Annotated in this window: 13 protein-coding genes and 1 riboswitch; of the genes, 5 read left to right on the top strand and 8 right to left on the bottom strand. The window is 69.2% G+C overall.

Features of this window, described 5'->3' with window-relative positions:
* Positions 1 to 1,425 precede the first annotated feature (1,425 nt).
* The 8 genes from VF289_RS19180 to rpmH all read right to left on the bottom strand — a co-directional run bounded on the left by VF289_RS19180 (position 1,426) and on the right by rpmH (position 8,039).
* Complete coding sequence (locus VF289_RS19180) at positions 1,426 to 3,489, bottom strand: ParB/RepB/Spo0J family partition protein (RefSeq protein WP_330886051.1); 2,064 nt, start codon at positions 3,487 to 3,489, stop codon at positions 1,426 to 1,428.
* Between the two features lie 86 nt (positions 3,490 to 3,575).
* On the bottom strand, positions 3,576 to 4,457 hold the full coding sequence (locus tag VF289_RS19175) for a ParA family protein (protein ID WP_330886049.1): 882 nt from the start codon (positions 4,455 to 4,457) through the stop codon (positions 3,576 to 3,578).
* Positions 4,458 to 4,491: 34 nt separating this feature from the next.
* Complete coding sequence (gene rsmG, locus VF289_RS19170) at positions 4,492 to 5,166, bottom strand: 16S rRNA (guanine(527)-N(7))-methyltransferase RsmG (protein ID WP_330886047.1); 675 nt, start codon at positions 5,164 to 5,166, stop codon at positions 4,492 to 4,494.
* A gap of 8 nt (positions 5,167 to 5,174) precedes the next feature.
* Entirely contained in the window at positions 5,175 to 5,927 is a 753-nt protein-coding gene (locus VF289_RS19165) for a protein jag (RefSeq protein WP_330886045.1), read from the bottom strand.
* A 68-nt stretch (positions 5,928 to 5,995) separates the two neighbouring features.
* Entirely contained in the window at positions 5,996 to 7,099 is a 1,104-nt protein-coding gene (gene yidC, locus VF289_RS19160) for a membrane protein insertase YidC (RefSeq protein ID WP_330886043.1), read from the bottom strand.
* An 85-nt stretch (positions 7,100 to 7,184) separates the two neighbouring features.
* Complete coding sequence (gene yidD, locus VF289_RS19155; RefSeq protein WP_330886041.1) at positions 7,185 to 7,493, bottom strand: membrane protein insertion efficiency factor YidD; 309 nt, start codon at positions 7,491 to 7,493, stop codon at positions 7,185 to 7,187.
* Entirely contained in the window at positions 7,490 to 7,858 is a 369-nt protein-coding gene (gene rnpA / locus VF289_RS19150; protein WP_330886039.1) for a ribonuclease P protein component, read from the bottom strand. The genes yidD and rnpA overlap by 4 nt, the downstream gene beginning before the upstream one ends.
* Positions 7,859 to 7,901: 43 nt before the next feature.
* Complete coding sequence (gene rpmH, locus VF289_RS19145) at positions 7,902 to 8,039, bottom strand: 50S ribosomal protein L34 (RefSeq protein ID WP_330886036.1); 138 nt, start codon at positions 8,037 to 8,039, stop codon at positions 7,902 to 7,904.
* 431 nt (positions 8,040 to 8,470) lie between these two features.
* Here rpmH and dnaA point away from each other — a divergent pair, with 431 nt between their 5' ends.
* From dnaA to ribD, 5 genes are all read left to right on the top strand, one after another.
* Positions 8,471 to 10,174, top strand: a complete 1,704-nt coding sequence (gene dnaA / locus VF289_RS19140) for a chromosomal replication initiator protein DnaA (RefSeq protein ID WP_330886034.1) — start codon at positions 8,471 to 8,473, stop codon at positions 10,172 to 10,174.
* A 682-nt stretch (positions 10,175 to 10,856) separates the two neighbouring features.
* Entirely contained in the window at positions 10,857 to 11,981 is a 1,125-nt protein-coding gene (gene dnaN / locus VF289_RS19135; protein WP_330886032.1) for a DNA polymerase III subunit beta, read from the top strand.
* Between the two features lie 19 nt (positions 11,982 to 12,000).
* Entirely contained in the window at positions 12,001 to 13,260 is a 1,260-nt protein-coding gene (recF, locus tag VF289_RS19130) for a DNA replication/repair protein RecF (RefSeq protein WP_330886030.1), read from the top strand.
* Positions 13,261 to 13,574: 314 nt separating this feature from the next.
* Positions 13,575 to 14,123 (top strand): DUF721 domain-containing protein, encoded by a 549-nt coding sequence (locus VF289_RS19125; protein WP_330886029.1) that lies wholly within the window; start codon positions 13,575 to 13,577, stop codon positions 14,121 to 14,123.
* A 138-nt stretch (positions 14,124 to 14,261) separates the two neighbouring features.
* A riboswitch (FMN riboswitch) is annotated at positions 14,262 to 14,391 on the top strand.
* Positions 14,392 to 14,513: 122 nt separating this feature from the next.
* Positions 14,514 to 15,629, top strand: a complete 1,116-nt coding sequence (gene ribD, locus VF289_RS19120; protein ID WP_330886027.1) for a bifunctional diaminohydroxyphosphoribosylaminopyrimidine deaminase/5-amino-6-(5-phosphoribosylamino)uracil reductase RibD — start codon at positions 14,514 to 14,516, stop codon at positions 15,627 to 15,629.
* The last annotated feature ends 12 nt before the right edge of the window (positions 15,630 to 15,641 follow it).

The following is a 15,641-nucleotide window of genomic DNA, read 5'->3' as shown; positions in this document are numbered from 1 at the left end:
CGCAATACACCGCAGCGGTGAACAAGAAGAGACAGTCCCGACCATCAGCAACCGCGCCGATCGTTCGAGCTTACGACGTTCCACGGGAAACATCGTTCAACCGACTCGCAGAACGTCCGACGCGCGGGAGGAGCGGCAGGCCATGCATCCCGTCGACGGAGCAGGCATCGCAGAACGTGCGACGAGCGGAATGACGTTCCCATGTTTCACGCGAAACACTCCCTCCTCGGACAGGGCGCGACGCACCCATCGACCTGACGCAACACAAGCACCTGCGCGGGGTGCCCGTGCTCCTCACACCTCCCGGCACTCCGCAGACAGCGACTGCGAGTACTGCCCCGGACCGCGCACTCGGCATGGCCCATGCAGAGCGTTGCGTTTCACGTGGAACAGCAGCACATGGGAGAACTGAGTTGCGCTGCTGTGCACACTCGCCATTCCCGGTGTTCTGCTGCCGCCCGCGCCGGACCCCTTTGCATACCCGAATGATCAAGCCCATTCAGGAAAGATCCCGGAAATCATGTGCGACGCACGTTGCACGTGAAACCACCTCTCCGTGGGGACTTCACTGCACTCCTCCCAGACCTGCACCCCACCGAATTGCAGGGTCGACGTGCGCGCACTCCCCGGAGTGAATGAGACGTGAGCACTGAGCTCGGCGGAGTATCGGCCCACAAGGGACGTTTCACGGGGAACGACCCTCCTGCCGCGAGCTGAACCTCACCGATGGTCGCTCATCGACACAGCACAGAGCACATGGCGCACAGGCTCAACGCAGCTGGTACTTCCGGCGAACTCCCCAGTCTCCTGCGCAGGCGCTGTCAGGGACAACCCCCGGTCGCGCCCGCAGCGCGAAGAGATCCATCGAGAGGGGGCACAACGGGAGAGAAGAGGTGGTGCCCAGGCGAGGTCGTTTCCCGTGAAACCCTACTTAGACCCCACACCGAGCGGAGTGGCTGAACCTCAGGTGCACACTCCCACGACCTCATGCCCGCGCTAGCCCCAGCGTCCCGATGAGCACCTCAGGTTTCCGCGCGCGCCGACACCCATGGGCCGAGTGACAGCACCCTCCTCATGCGGACAAGAAGACCCTCTCGGGGGCATGCACTTCCGGGGGATCTCATCGGTCCCGCGCTGAGCCAGGGGCGGGGGCTCTTGTGACTTACCAGAGAGGCAGTCGGATTTCCACAGTGTTGTGCACATCGGTGGACAACGTCGAGGATGTCGTATGACCTGCACGTTCTCCACACAGAGCAGTGAGGTCCACACCTCCCGCATCACGCGATACTGACGTCACCGTCCTATCTGTCATCATCAGTATCGGCACTGAAAATCTGCCAGCGCGGAGAGTGGGCCCAGTGGGCCCCAGCGAGATCGACGAAGGGGGCTCGCCGCAGCGAACCCCCTTCATGACAGCACTCGACGTCAGTCGTCGCCAGAGAGCTCCCCGCTGGAGAGCGGCACCTCAAGACCCATGTTCTCGATGAGTCGCTCCAGATCCTCGAGGTTCGTGAACTCCAGGGTGACGCGCCCCTTGCGCTTGCCCACGTCGATGCGCACGGGCGCTTCAAGACGATTCGAGAGCCTGCTGGTCAGGTCCACGACATGGGGGTCGTAGGTGCTGCGTCGCACGGTCCGGGTGCTCGGCTGCTGCCCTCCCCTCGCCACCAGGCGTTCCACGGCGCGGACGGAGAGACCCTCCTGCACGATGCGCTGGGCGAGTTCCTCCATCAGCGTGGGATCGTCCAGCGAGAGCAGGGCGCGCGCATGCCCCGCGCTGATCGCCCCGCTCGCAAGCCGGCGCTGCACGAGTGCCGGAAGGCGCAGCAGGCGCAGAGTGTTCGTGATCTGAGGACGAGAGCGCCCGATCCGCTCGCCGAGCTCGTCCTGCGTGCAGCCGAAGTCGTCGAGCAGCTGCTGGTAGGCGTTGGCCTCTTCGAGCGGGTTCAGCTGAGTGCGGTGCAGGTTCTCGAGCAGTGCATCGCGGAGCAGGTCGTCATCACTGGTCTCGCGGATGATCGCGGGAATCGAGAGCAGGCCTGCTCGGCGCGCAGCACGCCAGCGACGCTCACCCATGACCAGCTCGAAGGACTCGCCATCCTCCGTGACCGAGATCGGGCGGACGACGACCGGCTGCAGGACACCCACCTCGCGCAGCGAGTAGGCGAGCTCGTCGAGCTCGTCCTCATCGAAGGCCGTGCGGGGGTTGCGGGGGTTCTCCCGCACCTCGTGGATCGGGATCTCCGCGAACTCGGCGCCCGGAACGCTCACCAGGCCGCGGTGCTCCGTGTGCTCCGTGGTCGGCACGGAGTCCTCGGGCTCGGCCCGCGCCTCGGTCTCGAGACGGGCCTCGGTCTCGGTCTCGAGCGGGGCCACATCCTCGTCCTCGGCCGCGGCCCGGGCCGGCGTCGGGGTGGTGGCCTCGACATCGACGACCGGGCTGTCCTCGATCTCTGCGCCGGCGTCCCTGCTCTCTGCCGCAGCCGAGCTGTCGCCGGCGCCCTCTGCGGTCTCCGGCTCGACGGACGCAGTCGCCGCAGCTTCAGCATTCGGGACATCAGCTGTGGCCGGTGCGGGGGCCGTACTCTCTTCGACCTCTGGGGCGGGCACGGACTCCCTCGGTGCTGCGGGGCCGGGAGCCGCCTCGGCATCGCTGTGGAGCGACTCGGAGGAGGTCGCAGGGACGGGGGCTGAGGACTCAGCGGCCGCGGGTGCGACGTCGGCCTTCGCGGTCGGCGAGGACGTCGCGGGGCTCTTCACCGCCGCACCCTTCGAGGGTGCTTCGGTCGTGGAGCCGGTGTCCGTCGCGGCCCCGGTGCTCGCTCCGCCACTCTTCGAGGCGCTGCTCTTCGACGCGGTGCTCTTGGCGGCAGTGCTCTTCCTCGCTGTGCTCTTCGCTGCCGCGCCCGTCTCAGCAATGGACGTCGTGGAGGCGGCCTTGGAGCCCGAGCTCTTGGCGCCGCTTCGCGTGGTCGCACCGGTCCTGCTGGCGGTGCTCGCGGCACCGCTGTTCTTCGACCCGGTGCTCTTGGACCCGGTGCTCGTCGTGCCGGCCTTCTTCGCTGCGCTGCGGCTCGCAGTGGTCCGAGCGCTGCGGGACGGCGTCGACGAGCCCTCGGAGGCAGAGTCGGTCTCGTCGCTCGTCGCGCCCCCGGCAGACGCCGGCTTCGCAGAGGAGGCCGTGGTGCGGGAGGCGGCCGACCGTCGGGGAGCGGAACCGGAGGATCGACCGCGACGCTCGGCGGCCGCCCGGGCCATGCCGACGGCCAGATCGCGGGCGTCAGCGCGCTCGTGCTGGGCGCGCTCCTCCTCGGGGGAGACCTTCTCCCCGGAGAAGAACATGTCCACCGGACGGGAACTGGCGGACTCGTCGCCGGAGCTCGAGCTCGCCCGAGTACGCGTACGAAGCTCCTGCTCGGGCGCAGGGGTCGAGCCGGCACCCGGGATCAGGGCACCGAGTCCTCGACCGAGTCCTCGCTTCTGCGTCATGGCCTTCGTCCTTCCGGATCTGTCATCGTCGTCGGGGTGTCCGCGAGTCCTTCACGCCGCATCGCGCCGTGGACCCGGAGAGCGGGTCAGGGGGCGGGGCGGGTGTTCAGCTCGAAGGCCGCCGCACGATAGGCCAGTGCGCCGCTCGAGCTCGGATCATAGGTCAGCACGGTCTGCCCGTAGCTGGGGGCCTCGGAGATCCTCACGGAGCGAGGGATCGTGGTCTCCAGCGTCTGCTCCGGGAAGTGATCACGGACGTCCTGGGCCACCTGTGCGGCCAGGCGGGTCCGGGCGTCGTACATCGTGAGCATGATGGTCGAGACCACCAGCTCCGGGTTCAGGTGCTGGCGGATCAGATCGATGTTGTTCAGCAGCAGCGAGAGGCCCTCGAGCGCGTAGTACTCGGCCTGGATCGGGATCATCACCTCACGGGCGGCGACCAGCGCGTTGACCGTGAGCAGCCCGAGCGAGGGCGGGCAGTCGATCAGCACGTAGTCCAGCGGCTCCAGGCCCTGCTGATCGCGCTCTTCGAGGAGGTCACGGATCGCGTTGCGCAGGCGGTTCTCCCTCGCGACCAGGGAGACCAGCTCGATCTCGGCGCCGGAGAGGTTGATCGTCGCCGGCGCGCAGAACAGTCCCGGCATGTCGGGCACCTGCTGGATCACCTCGGACAGCGGGGCGGACTCCACCAGCACCTCGTACATGCTCGGCACCTCGGCATGGTGGTCGATGCTCAGCGCCGTGGAGGTGTTCCCCTGCGGGTCAGCATCGATGACGAGCACCTTCAGGCCGCCCATGGACAGCGCCGCCGCGACGTTCACCGTGGTCGAGGTCTTGCCGACCCCACCCTTCTGGTTGGCGATCGTGATGATGCGGGTGGTGCCTCCGCGAGTGAAATCGAGGCCCTCGAGCTTCTTCCTGCGGGCATGATCCCGGGTCAGCTCTCGCATCAGCGGGGTGTCTTCCATCGTGCCGCTCCTCGGGGAGGAATCATCGCGCTCTTCAGCCACGTGCGTCTCCCTTCCTGGTCGCCTTCGCTCGGCGACGCACTTGGACCACTGTAGTGGGAACCTCGACCTCGCCCGCCCCGTACTGGGAGATGGTGGGATCCACCCCTCCGAGCCGGGTGAGGACCTTCTGCGCGGACTCCACCTCCTCTGCCGCTGAGGAGCCCTTCATCGCCAGCAGCGAGCCGCCCTCGGCCACCAGCGGCAGGGTCCACGTGGCCAGCTTCTCCATCGCCGCGACCGCCCTGGCGGTCACCACGTCGAAGCTGCGCCGGCCGTGCAGCTCCTCCGCCCGAGCCCGCAGCACCTCGAGGCCGAGACCCAGCTCGGCATCGACCTCCTCGAGCCAGGTGGTGCGCCGCTGCATCGTCTCGATGAGCGTGACCTGCAGATCCGGGCGGGCGATCGCGATGACCACACCGGGCAGCCCGGCGCCCGAGCCCACATCGGCCAGAGTCGTCACCGGGCCCTCCACGGCATCGATCCCGTCGACCAGCAGCGCGCAGTTCAGCAGATGCCGCTCCCACAGCCGCTCCATCTCGCGAGGACCGATCAGACCGCGCTCCGGACCCTGCTCTGCCAGCAGGGCGACGAAGCGCTCGGCGAGCTCGAGGCGCTCTCCGAAGAGACGCTCGGCCGTCGGTCGCAGAGACTCGGGCAGCGGCAGCACGGCGGGCCTCAGGATGCCGGGTAGATCACGACGTGACGGTTCTTGCCGTCACCGTCGGACTCCGAGCGCAGACCCTCGCGCTTGGCGACGTCATGGACCACCTTGCGCTCGAAGGGATTCATCGGCCGCATCGGCACCGGGGTGGCGGACTCCTTCGCCTCGGCGATCGCACTCGCGGCGAGTCCCTCGAGGCTGTCCTTGTGCTCCGCGCGGAAGCCGCCGATGTCCAGCATCAGGCGGGAGCGGGACCCGGTGCGGGTCTGCACGGCGAGGCGTGCGAGCTCCTGGAGCGCATCGAGCAGCTCACCCTTGGGCCGGTTCAGGCGCGCCAGCTTGTCCGCCCCGCTGATCTCGACGGAGGCGCGGTCGCCGTCCACGTCGATGTCGATGTCGCCGTCGAGATCGGCGATGTCCAGCAGCCCCTCGAGGTAGTCGGCCGCGATGTCTCCCTCCGCCTCGAGGCGGTGCAGCCGCTCCTCGTCGGTCTCCGCGTCCTCCTCCGGGTCGGCGCCCCCGGCGTTCTCGGACTCCGTCCCGCCGTCCTCGGGAGAGGCCTCGGCCGACGGGTCGGAGACTGCCTGGTCCGCTGCCTGCTCGGTCACAGGCTGCTCAGTCGTGAACTGCGCGTCCTCCTGCTGCTCCGCGGCAGGTGCCGACTCCGTGGGCGCGCTCTGCTCAGGAGCCTGCTCGGCGGCGAGAGGCTCCTGCGTACGGCTCTGCTCCGCCTCGGTGGTGTCGGGCGTGGCGTCGTTGACGTTCATTCGGGTCCTCCGGGGAATCCTGGGATGAGGGATGCGCCCCGGGAGCGACTGTGCTCCCGGGGACCAGGTCACTTCTTGCGCTTCTTCTTCGCGCCCTTGTTCAGGGCGTTGGAGCTCTTCGCCGGAGGGGTCGACGTCTCGCCGGCGGCCTCCTGGGCCTGGCGGCGCTCCTCTGCGGCCTTCGCGCGGAGGGCGCGGGCGCGCTCGAGCTTCTCCTGGTCGCTGAGCTTCTTGCCGCCCTTCTCCTTCGAGGGCTGCACGCGGATCGGGGCCTCGGCCTCGGGCTCCTCCGAGACCTTCTTCGGCGGGGTGAAGTCCAGCGGCTCCAGGCCCTTCTTCTCCCGCTTGGCGTTGATGCGCGCGTGGCGCTCCTTCTCCGCGTCGGAACCGGGCGTGGGGGTGGCGCGGATGACGATGTACTGCTGGGCGAAGGTCCAGATGTTCGTGGTGAGCCAGTAGATGAGCACACCGATCGGCATGCCGGGTCCCGTGATCACGTAGATGAACGGGAGCATGTACAGCATCATCTTCTGGGTGCTGGCCATGGGGCCCTCGAGGGCCGCCTTGGGCATGTTCTTCATGGTCAGCTCCTTCTGGGTGAAGAAGGTGACCGCTGACATGCAGGCGATGATGACGCCCGCGACGATCTTGGTGGTGACCCCGCCGTCGCCGGACTGCAGGAAGCTCTGGGCGATGGTCACGTTGCCCAGGAGGGTCGAGCTGGACGCGCTCTGCGCGAGCTCGACGGTCAGCGGGCCGAAGGCGTCGCCCGCGGCAGCATTGGGCAGCTTGTTGAACAGCACCCGGAACAGACCGAAGAAGATCGGCATCTGCAGCAGGATCGGCAGGCACGAGGAGAACGGGCTGGCGCCCGCCTCCTTGTAGATCGACATGGTCTCCTCCGCCATCTTCTGGCGGGACTCCTGGTCGGTCTTGCCCTTGTACTTCTTCTGCACGGCCTGCAGCTCGGGAGAGACCATCTGCATCGCCCGGGAGGCGCGGATCTGGCGCACGAACAGCGGGATGATGAGCGTGCGCACCACCACGGTGAGCCCCACGATGGACAGCACCCAGGTGAGGCCGGAGTTCGGGTCCATGAACACGGACAGCAGCGCATGGAACTGCACCATGAGCCACGCGACGGCCCACTCGATGGGATACAGGGGATTCATCGGCCTGGTCTTCCTGCCGCACGGATGCGCATGTCGTTCATGCGAGGTGTCGGCTGTGATCGGGAGTTGTGGACAAGAGTAGGCCCTAGCGGGACGGGCGCCTCAGTCGGCGTGGATTCCTCCACATGCCGGGGGCCGGAACCGGGTCCAGGCCCCCACGGGTGAAGGGATTGCAGCGCAGTATCCGCCCGCTGGTCAGCAGGATCCCCTTGAGCGCACCATGCACCCGCAGGGCGTCGATGCCGTACTGCGAGCACACCGGGTCATAGCGGCAGGCCGGCGGGGTATAGGGCGAGACTCCCACCTGGTAGCCGCGGACGGGGAGCATCAGCAGCCGTCGCGGCAGACGCACAAGCCGAGCCCAGGGCCCGCCGGAGATCGCCCGCGAGCTCATCGCGGGGCCCCCTGGCGCCGGGCCAGCTTGCGCTCGGCGCTTCCGAGAGCGGAGTCGACGTCGGCCCGGAGCTCCGCGAACGGCTGGTCCACGATCCCCGGCAGCGCGCGCAGCACGATCGCCGAGCCCGCCGGCAGCACCCGCAGGTGCGGCCTGACGATCTCTCTCAGCCGGCGCGTGACGCGGTTCCGCACCACGGCGTTGCCGACCTTCTTGGACACGACGAATCCCACGCGGGGTGCTTCCTCGCCCTGCGTCAGCAGAGAGAGGTGCACGACCACGTGGGATCGGGCGCTGCGCACGCCGCCACGGGTGACGGCACGGAACTCGTCGCCGGAGTGGAGGCGGTGCCGGGACCAGCTCACGGCGTCACGAGGTGCACGCCGCGGAGCGTGTGAACCGCAGTCCTCAGGCGGAGAGCTCGGTGCGGCCCTTGGCGCGGCGGGCGTTCAGGATGGAGCGTCCGGCGCGGGTGCGCATGCGGGCGCGGAAGCCGTGCTTCTTGGCCTTGCGACGGTTGTTCGGCTGGAACGTGCGCTTGCTCATGGTTCTCCTCGATCGTGGGCACGGACGTGCCCCTCGCGGTGGTCTGTGGTCTGCTGCACGAACGGGACGTCCGGGCGCACCCGCCGGGGCGGGGCGGCTGCCGAGGTCCGATCCGATGCCGGGGTGGATCCGCAGTGGATCCGGGAACCGTATCGGGACGGCGCGCAGCGCTGACTGCACGATTTTAGGCGCGGACGTGCACGGGGTCAACGGTGCGCGGCGGCAGGAGCCCAGTTGTGGCCGGATTCTCACTCTCGGCCCCGTGGCGCCCGGGTTCCGCTCGCCGCAGCCCCCCACCGCACCCCTCGTGAGGCGCTGCGGGGAGGGGGAGGCGGACCTCACCATCCGTTGTCCACATTCTTGATCCACAATACAGAAGCTATTGTGGAAAACTGTTGCGGACCCCCGCTCGACCCGTAGGAAGAGACCTGATGAACGAGGCGAACGCCGACGCGATCTGGGATCGCACGCTGCAGACCCTGCGCCGCGACGACACCGTGTCGCAGCGGGTCATCGCCCTGCTCACCCTCTCCCGCCTGATGGCCGTCGTGGCGGATACGGCGCTGGTCGCCGCGCCGTCGACCTCGGCGAAAGAGCTGTTCGAGCACCGGATCGCGGCCTCCCTCCAGGCAGCCCTCAGCGAGGCTGTCAGCCGGGACATCCGCTTCGCGGTGACGGTCGATGAGTCGCTGATGCTCGAGGGGGACTCCTCCGATCCGGTGTCCCCACCGCCGCTGACCTCCTCCTCCGCGCACGACAGTGCACATCGTGTGGACAACGCTGTGGACAGCCACTCCCAGGATGTCCACACCGCCCCGTTCCGCCGGGACGAGGGCTCGGTCCTGCCCTCGAGCGGGCAGCCCGGACGTGCCGCGATGCCGTCGAGCAGCTCCGCCGGCTCCGCAGGGACGGTCTCCGGGGCGGAGCGGTTCGCGACCCATCGTGACTACCGCGGCCGCGCGGCCGACGATCCCAGCGCGTATGCGGGCCTGTCGGCCCTGACCGGCTCGTCCGCGCCCTCACCGGGCCCCGCCCCCCGCCGCACAGCACCCCCGGCGGGTGACGGCACGATCGTCGAGGATTCGCGCCTGAACAGCAAGTACACCTTCGACACCTTCGTGATCGGCTCCTCGAACCGCTTCGCACAGGCTGCGGCGTCCGCCGTCTCGGAGACCCCGGCCAAGGCGTACAACCCGCTGTTCATCTACGGCGGCTCCGGACTGGGCAAGACCCACCTGCTGCACGCCGTGGGCCACTACGCCCAGAGCCTGTACCCCGAGGTGGTCGTGCGGTACGTGAACTCCGAGGAGTTCACCAACGAGTTCATCAACTCCGTGCAGTCCGGGCAGTTCGGCAAGGCGCAGGAGTTCCAGCGCCGCTACCGCGACATCGACATCCTGCTGATCGACGACATCCAGTTCCTGCAGCGAGCGCCCGAGACGATGGAGGCGTTCTTCCACACCTTCAACACCCTCTACAACTCGGACAAGCAGATCGTCATCACCTCTGACCTGCCTCCGAAGGAGCTGGGCGGCTTCGAGGACCGTATGCGCTCGCGCTTCGAGATGGGCCTGATGACGGATGTGCAGCCGCCGGACCTCGAGACCCGCATCGCGATCCTCCGCAAGAAGGTCGCCCAGGAGAACACCGGCGAAGTCCCGCATGACGTGCTCGAATACATCGCCTCGCACATCGCGACCAACATCCGTGAGCTCGAGGGGGCGCTGATCCGGGTGCAGGCCCTGCACTCCCTGTCCCGGCAGCCGATGGACGTCACCCTCGCCGAGAGCGTCCTCAAGGACCTGCTCTCCCACGATGACGGGGCGCAGATCACGGCCTCGACGATCATCGCCCAGACCGCGACCTACTTCGGGCTCTCGGTCGAGGAGATCGTGGGCACGGGACGTTCCCGTCGGCTGGTCTCGGCCCGTCAGATCGGCATGTACCTGTGCCGAGAGCTGACCGACATGCCGCTGATCAGGATCGGCGAGGAGTTCGGCGGTCGCGATCACACCACGGTGATGCACGCGAACAAGAAGATCAGCGAGCTGATGAAGGAACGGCGGGCGATCTTCAACCAGGTCACCGAGCTCACCGCGCGGATCAAGAGCTCGAGCTCCGCGGCACGGCCGTGACGGCCGCCGTGGCGACCGCAGCCCGTACTGCGGTGACCACGGAGGGTCCCCGATGCCCGCGATCGGGGCGACGCTGCACTCGGTGAAGAACAGGGCAGGTCACGACGCAGTTCTCCCCAATTGTGGATAACTCTGTGGACACTGTGGAATCACAGGCATCGGCGCAGGAGCCGATGTGCACGGCTGAATCACAAGAACTGCCGTCGCGACCATCGTCCTGCACAGCTCGCCCACGCTCGAGCTCGAGTCCTCCCCGCTCCGTCCACGAGGGGTGTTTCCCATGTGACCTGCCCTGATGGGGGTTATCCACTGAATCCACAGCCGTGATGATGAGGACTGTAGTTACTTGCTCGGCGGTGGTGTGGACGGGGCGGGCTGCTCGGGAGCGATCTCGGACCATGTCACTCGAGTGCTGGGGAACGACAGGATTCCTGGATGAGGAGGGGTGAGGTTCCACGGATCGGTGAGAATGCTCGGGACGAGGCCGGAGCGCCGACGACGGCGCGCATCGGACATCGGGCGTGGGCGCGACGGGATCGGCAGGCGAAGGAAGTCAAGGATGATCCCCGGTGTGTCGGCGGGAGCTGTCCGGAACCGATACGCTGTGCACCGTTCGACCACGTCCTCGGATCGTGATGTCGGGCCTGTTCTGTCATTCGACCACTGCGAAGGAGTGGCAACGGTGAAGTTCCACCTCGATCGCGGCGTCCTGGGCGACGCCGTCTCCTGGGCCACCCGCACCCTCCCCGTCCGACCGGCGATGCCGATCCTGCAAGGCGTCCGGATCGTCGCCGATGCCGGTGGCGAGCTGCAGTTCTCCACCTTCGACTACGAGGTCAGTGCCCAGATCCGGCTCGAGGCCGAGATCGAGCAGCCCGGTGAGGTGCTGGTCCAGGGGCGGATGCTCTCGGACATCGTCCGGGCCCTGCCGAACAAGGACGTCTCCATCGCGCTCGAGGGCACCAAGCTCCAGGTCCGCTGCGGCAGCGCCCGCTTCGCCCTGGCCACCCTCCCCGTCGAGGAGTACCCCCAGCTGCCGAGCATGCCGCCGGTCGCCGGCTCCGTCGCGGCGGACGTGTTCTCCGAGGCGATCTCCCAGGTCACCGTCGCGGCCTCGAAGGACGACACCCTTCCGCTGCTCACCGGCGTGAAGGTCGAGATCAGCGGCGAGACGATGACGCTGATGGCCACCGACCGCTACCGTCTGGCGCTGCGGGAGCTGACCTGGAACCCGACCACTCCCGGCACCGAGCTCACCGCGTTGGTCCGGGGTCGCACCCTGCACGAGGTGGCACGCTCCCTGGCCACCGGCGGTGGGGTCGAGATCGCCCTGTCCGAGGACGACTCGGCGACCCTGATCGGCTTCGAGGCCGGCGGTCGCCGCACCACCTCCACCCTGGTCGACGGCGAGTACCCGCCGGTGCGTCGTCTGTTCCCCGACACCTCCGCGATCACCGCCGTGGTCGCCACAGGCAGCCTGATCGACGCCGTCAAGCGCGTCTCCCTGGTCGCCGAGCGGAACACCCCGGTACGGCTGTCCTTCACCGAGGGACAGGTCGCGCTCGAGGCGGGCGCCGGTGACGACGCCCAGGCCAGCGAGGTGCTCGAGGCGCATCTGACCGGTGAGGACCTGGTCGTCGGCTTCAACTCCGGCTTCCTGCTCGACGGTCTCGGCGCCCTGGGCACCGAGTTCGTCCGCCTCACCTTCACCGACTCGATCAAGCCGTCGGTGATGACCGGTCAGGACTCGCTCGAGGGAGACCCCGACACCTCGTACAAGTACCTGATCATGCCGATGCGGATCTGAGGGAGGGCGAGCTCCCTCCGTGCAGCTGACCTCTCTCGATCTCACCGATTTCCGCTCCTATCGCCAGCTGAGCCTGCCGATCGAGCCGGGCATCACCGTGCTCGTCGGCCAGAACGGGCAGGGCAAGACCAACGTCGTCGAAGCGCTGTGGTACCTCTCGACGCTGTCGAGTCACCGGGTCCCGCACGATGCCGCCCTCGTGCACCGCGGCGAGAGCACGGCGATCGTCCGGGCGAGTTTCGTCCGCGCGGGCCGACCACTACAGGTCGATCTCGAGATCACCCCGGGCAAGTCCAACCGGGCCCGTGTGCAGGGACAGAACGTCTCGAGGCTGCGGGATCTGCTCGGCGAGGTGAGGGCGGTGCTCTTCGCGCCGGAGGACCTAGGACTGGTCAAGGCCGATCCCGAGGGCCGGCGACGCTTCCTCGACGAGCTGCTGTTCCTCATCGCCCCCCGGTACGCCTCGGTGAAGGCGGACTACGACCGCGTGCTCAAGCAGCGCGGCAATCTGCTCAAGCAGATGCGGTCGATGCGTCGTGGTGGCAGCGGTCGCAGCGTCGGAGGCCTGGACCCGGCCGACGCGGCGTCCTCGACGCTCGAGGTCTGGGACCAGCAGCTGGCCCGCTTCGGCGCCGAGCTGCTGCGAGCCCGGCTCCACCTGGTCCACCGGCTGAGTCCCCACCTGGGATACTCCTATCTGCGGGTGGCCACTGACGAGGGGGCGGAGCAGGCTCTGGAGCTTCCTCCTGACCAGCGCGGGGAGGTGGATTCTCCGGCCTCGATCCGGTACCGCTCGGCAGTGCTCGAGCAGCTCGGCACCCCCGACGGCGTGCTGCCCGGCACCCGGGAGCTCCAGGACGTGATGCTGGAGATGCTCACCGCGGGGCGCGACGAGGAGATCGATCGCGGCGCGAGCCTGACCGGTCCGCACCGGGATGACATGGAGATCCGCCTCCACGACTTCCCGGCCAAGGGCTACGCGAGCCATGGGGAGTCCTGGTCGCTCGCGCTCGCGCTGCGCCTGGCCTCCTACGACCTGCTGCGCCTGGAGGAGGGGGACCTGGGCGACGGCGAGCCGATCCTCATCCTCGACGACGTGTTCAGCGAGCTCGACACCCGTCGCCGCGAACGCCTGGGGCGCATCGTGACCGCCGCTTCCCAGGTGCTGATCACCACCGCGAACGACTCCGACATCCCGGACTCGCTGGATGGTGAGATCCACGTGATCGACGTGATCCTCGGCTCCGCGTTGCCGCGCGGAAGCGGTCCCCGGCCATGACCGGGACGGAGGCATCGCGCACCGGGAGCGGCGGGCGGGCTCGGCTGCGTCTGGCGAACCCCTACGGCTTGGGCACCTGGACCGCGGCGGAGCCGGATCCCGCCGGGACCGGACAGCGGGACGATTCGTCGCGAGATCCGCGGACCCCGATGTCGAAGAACCCGGAGTCGAAGAGCCCGGGGTCGAAGAGCCCGGGGTCGCGGGCCCCGCAGCCGTCGGCCGGGAGGGCGCCGACCCGGACGGTCCCGCGGGAGCCCGCCGGAACTGCGCCGGCCGACGCGGGGGGCGGTCCGGGGGGTGGCTCTGGCGAGCAGGTGCTCTACGACCCTCCCGAGCTGCCCTCGCCGCCGGATCCCTTCGAGCTCGCCCGGCGCACCGTGAACCGTTCCCGGGCCGCGGCCCGAGACCGGGGACTCTTCCCGATCTCGGCGAAGGCGCAGGCCAGGGACGTCCGCGACCGGTCCGGTCGCGCTCCCGGGTACTCCGGGTCGCGCCCGGACCCCCGCGACCCGCAGGGCATCGAGAGCGTGCTGCGGAAGGTGCTGGGCAATCTCGGCTGGAACGCCGGGATGAGTGCGGGCCGGGTGCTCGAGGAGTGGGACGACATCGTCGGCGAACGGATCGCGACCCACTGCCGCCCGGTCTCCTTCGAGGAGGGAGTGCTGGTGGTCAGCGCGTCCTCCTCGGCCTGGGCCTCGCAGCTGCGGATGCTCACCCCCCAGCTGATCACCACGATCGAGGAGCGCGTCGGCTCCCATGTGATCTCCGAGCTCAAGGTCACCGGCCCAGCCGCCGCCGAGCGCTCCTGGAAGAAGGGCCGGCGCACCGTCACCTGGCGCGGCCCCCGGGACACCTACGGCTGATCGACGTGCTGTGAGGGACGAGCGGTAGGAGGTCAGTGGGAGGAGCGCTGGCTGATCGACGTGCTGTGAGGCGGCGTTCATGCGGCGTCATCGGAGGATCTCCTCCTGCTACCGTGGCTGTCGACGAGCTGATGAAGCTCGCGTGCACTGGGGTCGGTGAAATTCCGAGCCGGCGGTGAGAGTCCGCGACCCGAGGGCCTTCGGCCCCCGGTTGACCAGGTGAAATTCCTGGACCGACGGTCATAGTCCGGATGGGAAGCGCACGCGAACGACGTCCTCGGGCGAGCTGTCGCCGCGCACCCGGTGCGCGACGTCGCGACCCCGGTGACGGCGTTCCCGATCACCCTTCCTCTCCCTCCGGGTCCGCGAGCAGCGGAGTGGAGGAGAGAGATGCTGAGAGATGCCGAGCGCCGTGCCCTGCGCCGCGCCCTCGAAATCGCGGCCGATCCGGTCGTCCCCCTGGGTCCGAACCCTCGCGTCGGCTGCGTGCTGCTGAGTCCTGCCGGCGAGATCCTCGCCGAGGGCCACCACCGAGGGGCCGGCACGGCCCATGCCGAGGCGGACGCCCTGGCCCGAGCCCGCTCCGCCGCCTCTCCGGACTCCCTGCGCGGGGCCACTGCCGTGGTCACCCTCGAGCCGTGCACCCATGTGGGACGCACCGGACCCTGCGCCGAGGCCCTGATCGACGCGGGCATCGGCCGCGTCGTCATCGCCCGCCGTGATGCGAACCCCGTCGCGACCGGCGGCATCCAGCGCCTGCGCGACGCCGGGATCGACGTCGAGAGCGAGGTCCCCGAGGAGCTCGCCGGCGCCGCAGCAGCGCTGAACCGCGGCTGGGAGCACGGCCTGCAGCATGAGCGTCCCCTGGTCACCGCCAAGATCGCCCTCACCCTCGACGGCCGCGCGGCAGCGGCCGACGGCACCAGCCAGTGGATCACCGGCCCCGCAGCCCGCGAAGAGGTCCACCAGCTGCGCACCACCTGCGACACCGTGCTCGTGGGCACCGGGACCGCCCGCACCGACCGCCCCACCCTCACCGCCCGGCGACCCGACGGGACGCTCCATGCCCGCCAGCCTCTGCGCGTCGTGATGGGCGTCTCCGACACCCCGGCGCTGCCCGCCGTCGACCGCGCCGGCGACGCGATCCGCCTGCGCACCCGCGACCCGTCGGCCGCCCTCGCGGAGCTGTTCGGCCGCGGAATGCGCCATGTGCTGCTCGAGGGCGGACCCCGAGTGGCCGCCGGCTTCCTGCGCGCCGGGCTCGTCGACGAGCTGATCCTCCACCTCGCACCGACCCTGCTCGGCAGCGGCCACGCTGCCGTCGGGGACCTCTCGATCACGACCCTCACGGACCGTCTCGACCTCGACCTGGTCGACGTCGCCCCGCTGCCCTCCGAGGGTGGCCGCAGCGACCTCCGCCTCACCCTGCGACCCCGCGCCCGTCACGATCCCCGCGCCCACCCCGGGCCGGCGGACTCCGCAGACGCTCACTCCCCCCGCTCCTGACCTGGAAGGACC

This window comes from Brachybacterium sp. (genome assembly GCF_036379615.1).
Classification (GTDB): domain Bacteria; phylum Actinomycetota; class Actinomycetes; order Actinomycetales; family Dermabacteraceae; genus Brachybacterium.
Note: the sequence above shows the minus strand (reverse complement) of the source record. Positions and strands in the feature narration are given on the sequence as shown.